Origin of the sequence: Corallococcus aberystwythensis, assembly GCF_003612165.1 — a bacterium.
Lineage (GTDB): Bacteria > Myxococcota > Myxococcia > Myxococcales > Myxococcaceae > Corallococcus > Corallococcus aberystwythensis.
On the sequence record NZ_RAWK01000130.1, the window covers coordinates 21620 to 28088 of the forward strand.

The 6469-nt window shown below is 71.0% G+C and carries 6 protein-coding genes; 2 read left to right on the forward strand and 4 right to left on the reverse strand.

Translation table 11 applies throughout. The features are described from left to right. The first annotated feature begins 18 nt into the window (after positions 1-18). The gene (locus D7W81_RS21840; RefSeq protein WP_208721401.1) at positions 19-324 is read left to right on the forward strand and encodes a hypothetical protein; all 306 of its coding nucleotides are present in this window, start codon (positions 19-21) and stop codon (positions 322-324) included. Next, positions 263-595, forward strand: coding sequence for a Smr/MutS family protein (locus D7W81_RS21845; protein ID WP_120557330.1), 333 nt, complete (start codon positions 263-265; stop codon positions 593-595). The genes D7W81_RS21840 and D7W81_RS21845 overlap by 62 nt, the downstream gene beginning before the upstream one ends. A gap of 21 nt (positions 596-616) precedes the next feature. On the opposite strand, the gene D7W81_RS21850 is transcribed toward D7W81_RS21845, so the two are convergent. The 4 genes from D7W81_RS21850 to D7W81_RS21865 all read right to left on the reverse strand — a co-directional run. After that, entirely contained in the window at positions 617-3400 is a 2784-nt protein-coding gene (locus D7W81_RS21850; protein ID WP_120557334.1) for an SNF2-related protein, read from the reverse strand. 179 nt (positions 3401-3579) lie between these two features. Beyond that, positions 3580-4908, reverse strand: coding sequence for a DUF58 domain-containing protein (locus D7W81_RS21855; protein ID WP_120557331.1), 1329 nt, complete (start codon positions 4906-4908; stop codon positions 3580-3582). Continuing rightward, positions 4905-5840 carry an AAA family ATPase gene (locus D7W81_RS21860; RefSeq protein ID WP_120557332.1) on the reverse strand — a complete coding sequence of 312 codons (936 nt, stop codon included), beginning with the start codon at positions 5838-5840 and terminating at the stop codon, positions 4905-4907. The genes D7W81_RS21855 and D7W81_RS21860 overlap by 4 nt, the downstream gene beginning before the upstream one ends. Positions 5841-5897: 57 nt before the next feature. Continuing rightward, positions 5898-6469, reverse strand: a 572-nt coding sequence (locus D7W81_RS21865; protein WP_120557335.1) for a hypothetical protein, incomplete at its 5' end; no start/stop codon positions are given.

Consider the following 6469-nt stretch of genomic DNA (forward strand, 5'->3'; position numbering starts at 1 on the left):
TTGCTTACGTGAAAGGCCATGAAGGCGATGACCCTGGCTGCCCTGCTGATGCACATGACCTCCGCCGGTGGCGCAGGCTCGGAAGGCAAGCGGGCGGGCACTCCCGTGGACGATGGGGGCACGAGCCACCAGGGTGCGGTGACGGAGGAGATCTCCACGCTCAAGGGGGAGATCACCAGCCTCAAGGAACAGTTCCGGCTCGCGCGCGAGCGCCAGCGTCTGGCGGCCGAGGAGAAGCAGCGCCAGGAGGAGGCCCGCTACGGTGTCACGCCGAAAGCCAACCCCGCCCCTGCCGCCGGAGGGGCCGGAGCCTCCGCCCGATGACCTGGAAGCAGTAGAAATTCCGGTCGATGGAAACCTCGACCTGCATCTCTTCCAGCCCCGCGAGGTGAAGGACCTCGTCACCGAGTACCTCTGGGCCTGCCGCCAGAAGGGCGTGCTGGACGTGCGCATCATCCACGGCAAGGGCACCGGCGCGCTCAGGCGCACCGTGCAGTCCCTGCTGCCCACGCTGCCGGAAGTCGACACCTTCCAGACCGCCTCCGAGTCCGACGGAGGCTGGGGCGCGACGTGGGTGCGGCTCAAGCCCCTCTAGAGGGGCCCAGGGCCCGGCGCCTCACGACAGCCAGAAGTACGCGGACGCGATGAGGGTGCGCTTCTCCGTCACGCGCCCCTTGTTGGCCAGGTCCGCCAGCTGCCGGTCCTTGGAGGCGTAGCGCTTCTCCTCTTCATTGCGCAGCGACGCCAGCTTGCGGCGGTAGTCGCGCTCCAGGCGGTCCGAGTGCGCCCGCGCCTTCGCACGCTCCGCGACGTCCTCGACCCCGGCGACGTCCTTGCGCGCGTCGAACCACGCCTGGCGGGCGGACTCCACCACCTCGCGCGACTCCATCAGGCAGTCCTCGACGTAGCGGTCCGCGCGCTCCTTGGCCTTGTCCAGCTCCAACGCGTTGCGCCGTTCCGCGGCCCGAATCAGCTCATCCTTGGCGGTCATGAGCGACTGCTCTTGCATGAGCTGGACCGACACCGGCGCGGGCTGCCGCCGCTTCTCTTCCTTGGCGTCGAGCTTCGTGAAGTGGACACCGTCCGTCAGCGGCAGGGCCCGGAAGCCGCCGTCCCGGTCCTTCACCAGCACCAGGTGGACCAGCTTCTCCTCCGGCTTGAGGCCCGTCGTCTCGAACTTGTAGACGAACCACCAGCCCTCGCTGCCCGCCAGCCGCGCCAGCCGTGAAGGCAGGCCCGCCGCGTCCAGCTGCAGGTAGCTGACGGTGTCCTGGGTGCGGTCGCGCACCGCGTAGGCGGCCTTGGCCACCTGGAGCCGTCCGGAGGTGCGGCTGCCCAGCACGGAGCCGGTGAGCGCCTTCGCCTCCTGCTGGCGCTTGGCCACCACCTCCTTGGCCGCGTCTCCCGCCACGCGCAGCCGGCGGCGCACGTCGCCGTCGAAGCGCTCCAGCACCACGGAGCGCATGGACGTCATCCGCTGGGTGATGCTGCCTTCCAGCTCCTCGCGCAGCTTGTCGAAGGCGATGTTGATGTCCGCCGGGTTGCGGCAGGACTGGTAGATGTCCAGCACGCGCCGCTCGAAGTCGACCCCGCTCTCCAGCGCGCCCAGGATTTCGTCCGACGCGCCAAAGACGCCGTCGAAGAGGTTGAGCTTCTTCTCCAGCAGCTCGAACAGGCGCGCGTCCGCCGCGTTCTGCCGGTTGAGGAAGTTCACCACCAGCACGTCGCGCTGCTGGCCGTAGCGGTGGCACCGGCCGATGCGCTGCTCCACGCGCTGCGGGTTCCAGGGCAGGTCGTAGTTCACCACCAGGTTGCAGAACTGGAGGTTCAGGCCTTCCGCGCCCGCTTCGGTGCAGATGAGGATCTGCGTCTTGTGGCGGAACTCCTCCACCAGCGCCCGGCGCTCCTCGGGCGTGCCGCCCGCGTCACCGGAGAGCAGCGAGATCTTGTCCTTGTAGCCGTGCTCTGACAGCAGCCGGAACAGGTACTGCTGCGTGCGCTTGGACTCCGTGAAGATGAGCGCCTTCTCGGGCCAGGAGTGCGTGCGCATCACCGCGAAGGTGCGGTCCAGGGCGCGCTTGAGCGCTTCACCCTTGGCGTTGATCCGGATGGAGTCCGCCAGGTCCGCGTACTGCCGCAGCTCCCAGACCTCCTGCTCCAGCGTGCGGACCTGGGGCGCCTTGGCGGGGTCGTCGGACCACTCCTCGCCTTCCTCCACGAACTGCTTGGCCTCTTCCGGCTCGAAGAGGGCCAGGGCCTGCTGTCCCAGCCGCGCGGCCGCCAGGCGCTTCTCCAGGTTCTCCGACAGCCGGCGCAGCGTGGGCGCGATGGCGAACGTCGAGGAGGCCAGCAGCTTGCGGTAGCACAGCGTCAGGAGCGTCTTCTTGCCCGGCTCGATGGCCGCGGCCTCCGAGCGCTGCAGGTACTCACTGACCTTCTCGTAGAGGTCGTGCTCCTCGGGGGAGGGGAGGAAGTCCTCCACGATGCTGCGGCGGTTGGTGTAGCGGACGTATTCGCGCACCTGACGGCGCAGCGTGCGTTGCACCACCGGGGCCAGCCGCTCCTTGAGTTCGCACGCGGCGGCCTCCGTCATGCCGCCGCCCTCGTCGGCGCGGTAGCGGCTGCGGAAGGCGTGCTCGGGCCCGAGGATCTGCTCGTCCAGGAGCGACATCAGGCCGAACAGCTCCATCAGGTCGTTCTGGAGCGGGGTGGCGGTGAGCAGCAGCTTGGGGCGGCCCGCCAGCGACGCGCGCAGCGCCTGGCCCGTCTTGTTGTTGGGCCGGTGCGCGTTCCGCAGGCGGTGGGCCTCGTCGATGATGATCAGGTCCCACGGGATCTCCGCCACGAGCGCGGAGCGGTTCGCCGCGAACGGATGCGAGCAGATGACGGGGAAGGGCTGATCGAAGCAGTTGTTGTGCTTCTTCACGTCGCGGCCGTCGACGAGGACGCTGTCCAGGTCGAACTTCTCGCGCAGCTCCGCGTTCCACTGAGCGCGCAGCACCGCGGGGGCGAGGATGAGGATGCGGTTCTTCCCCTCCGCCATGAGCTGGGCGATGACGAGGCCCGCCTCGATGGTCTTCCCCAGGCCCACTTCGTCCGCGAGCATGCAGCCGCCGCGCGACAGCGCGTCCAGCGCGAACATGGCCGCTTCGACCTGGTGGGGGTTGAGGTCCACCTTCGCTTCGGCCAGCGCGTTGGCCAGCCGCTGCTGCGTGTCACCGCTGCGCGCCAGCAGCTCCTCGGCGAGGAGCCGCTCGTGGAAGGGCGTCAGCCCCGCCTCCACCAGCTCGTCCGCGGCACGGGCCGCGATGGCCGCGGCGTCCGCTTCCACTTCCAGCTTCAAACCCCTTGCGACCTCCGCCAAGTCCCGCCTCCCGTCCGGTTTGGAGCCTGCGCGCATGCGCGCGAACTGTTGAGGCGCGCCATTCTGGGGAGCGATCCGCATCTGTAAAGGGGGTCCTCCCCGAGGCCGAAAACTCGGCCTCCGCGCGATTGGCAAGCGTGGCGTTCGGCGGAGCGCCACATGCGCGCGCACGTGCCGGAGTGTTTCAAAAGGCTTGACGAATGCGTTGTGAGCGCTCAGAGCCGCCCGCGCGCCTTCACGTCCAGGTACACGTTGAGTGCAGCGGCGCCGAAGCCGCGCGCCGGTGCGCGCACCACCAGCGCTCCCGCGTCGCGCAGCGTGGTGGCGGTGCGGCGGTACTCGGCCTCCATGCGGGAGGCGGCCTGCCGCGCGTAGGCGGACGTCGCGTCGCCGGGCACGTCGGTGGCGGCGGCCTCCAGGTCCTCGTCCAGGAGCGACGCGACGACGGGCAGGTGCCGCGGGCGCAGGGCCAGCGTGCGCGTGAGGAGCCCCTGGGACGCGTCCGGATCCACCAGGTCGGTGAAGAGCACCACCAGCGCGCGGCGCGTCTGGCGGGCGAAGGCGAAGTCGAACGCGCGGCCGTAGTCGCTCTCCTCCAGGCCGGCCTCCGCGCGGTAGAGGGACTCCGTGATGAGGCGCAGGTGCTCCGCGCCCTTGCGTGGGGGCAGGAAGGCGCGCACGTCGCTGGCGAAGGCGAGCACGCCCACCACGTCCCCCGCGTCCAGGCTCACGCGCGCCAGCCGCAGCGCCGCGTCCACCGCGTGGTCCAGCTTCCTGCGCCCCTGCACCCGGCCCGCCATGTGACGGCCGCAGTCCAGGAGCAGCAGCACCGGCTGGTTGCGCTCCGGCTGCCACGTGCGCACCAGCGTGTGGCCGTGGCGCGCGGAGGACTTCCAGTCGATGTGGCGGTAGTCGTCGCCGGGACGGTACTCGCGCAGGGATTCGAACTCGCGGCCCTCCACCGACTTGCGCAAGAGCGTGCGCGCGGACACGGCCTCCGACGCGCGCGCCAGCGACAGCGCCTCGCGCGACAGGGCGCGCAGGTCCGGATACACCTTCACGTCCTGGCCCGCGGGCAGCTTCACCTGCCGCGAGCACAGCCCCAGCGGGCCCATCAGCCGCAGGCTCACGTCACCGAAGCGCGCGTCGCCCCGCGAGGGCGGATGCACCCGGTACGTCAGCCGCGTGGACGCGCCTTCCGCCTCCAGCGTGAAGGATTGCCGGTGGCCGTGGCTCTCCACGTCCAGGGGCGGCTCGTCGCGCAGCTCACCGCGCACGGTCTGGTCCGTGCGTGAGCGCAGCTCCCAGCGCACGGTGTTCTCCACGCCGGAGGAGAGGATGGGCTCCACCTCGCGGCGCGCTTCGACGTCGCGGGCGTGGGGCGCGCGCAGGAAGTCCACCGCGCACAGGAGCAGGACGGCCACGTCCACCGCGAGCGCCAGCCACCCGAAGGCGGGGCTTGCCACCGCGAGCGCGGCGGGCACCAGCGCCCCCGCGAACAGCGCCACGGCGAGGCCGCTGGGGACGGGACGCCCGAGGCTCACCGGGGCACTCGCACCCGTTCGAGCATCTGCTTGAGCACGTCGTCCGCGGTGACGCCCTCCACCTCCGCCTCGGCCTTGAGGAGGAGGCGGTGGTTGAGGACGCTGGGCGTGACGGCCTTCACGTCGTCCGGGGTGACGAAGTCCGTGCCCCGGAGCGCCGCGTGCGCCTTGGCTGCCGCGAGCAGGGCCTGCGCGGCGCGGGGACTGGCACCCAGGCGCACGCGGGGGTGGGCGCGGGTGTCGCGCACCAGCTGCACGACGTACTGGAGGATGGAGTCGTCACACGCGACGCGCGCCGCGCGGTCCTGGAGCTCCGTCAGCGTGGCCGCGTCCAGCACGCGGGACACGGCGGGCGGCCGGCCCTCGCGCTGGTGGAAGGCGCGCAGCAGGGAGGTTTCAGCGTCCCCGTCCGGGTAGCCCACGCGCACGCGCATGAGGAAGCGGTCCAGCTGGGCCTCGGGGAGGGGATAGGTGCCCTCCAGCTCCAGCGGGTTCTGCGTGGCGACGACGAAGAAGTGCGGCGGCAGCGGGTGGGTGACGCCGTCGATGGTGACCTGCCGCTCCTCCATGGCCTCCAGGAGCGCCGCCTGCGTCTTGGGCGGGGTGCGGTTGATTTCATCCGCGACCAGGACCTCCGTGAAGACGGGGCCCTTCATCAGCCGGAAGGTCTGCGACTGCGGCTGGAAGACGTTGGTGCCCAGGATGTCCGCGGGCATCAGGTCCGGGGTGAACTGCACGCGGGAGAAGGACAGCCCCAGCGCCCCCGCCATGCTGCGCGCGGTGAGCGTCTTGGCGACGCCAGGCACGCCCTCCAGCAGCACGTGGCCGCGCGCGAGGAAGGCCGTCACCAGGTCGGCCAGCACGCGGGGCTGGCCCACGACGGCCGAGCCCAGCGCGTCGAGGAGGCGGGAGAGGGGCGTGGCGTCGGACATGGTGGTGGGCGACGGTAGCCCGCCTCCCATCCGGCGCGGCAGCGAAATCCTCGGGGCCTACTCCTGCTGGCGTTTCAGCCCCATCAGGCCGCCCAGCACCGCGATGACGCCGCCGAGGATGCCCAGGAAACAGCCGATGCTCGGCGACGAGTTCATCATCTCCGCGTTGCCGAGCGGCGACGGCACCAGGGTGGTGTCCGACGAGAGCTTCAGGAACACCAGCGACCAGACGAGGGTCACCACGCTGCAGAACATCTGCGCGCCCCACGGCAGCATGGGGTTCACCCAGGTCATCACCTGACGCGCGCGCAGGCCCACGAAGACCATGGTCGCGACGGCGAAGAGAAAGGAGATGAACCCCAGGCTGATGAGGCCCAGGAAGTCGCCGTCCTCCGCCGTCTCCTTCCACGGCATGAAGCAGGAGAGCACCACCAGCGCCGCGCCCCAGAACGCGATGCGGTCGCCGCCCTCCAGCTCGCGCAGGAACGAGCGCGCGTCGTCCAGCAGGACCTCCGGATCATCGATGGGGGAGCGCGAGGACTCCAGCTCGCGGGCCTCGCGGGACCAGGGGTCCGCCACCGCGTCCCCGGCGTCGTCCTCTTCGTCCTCGACAGGGGCCGGGGCGCGGC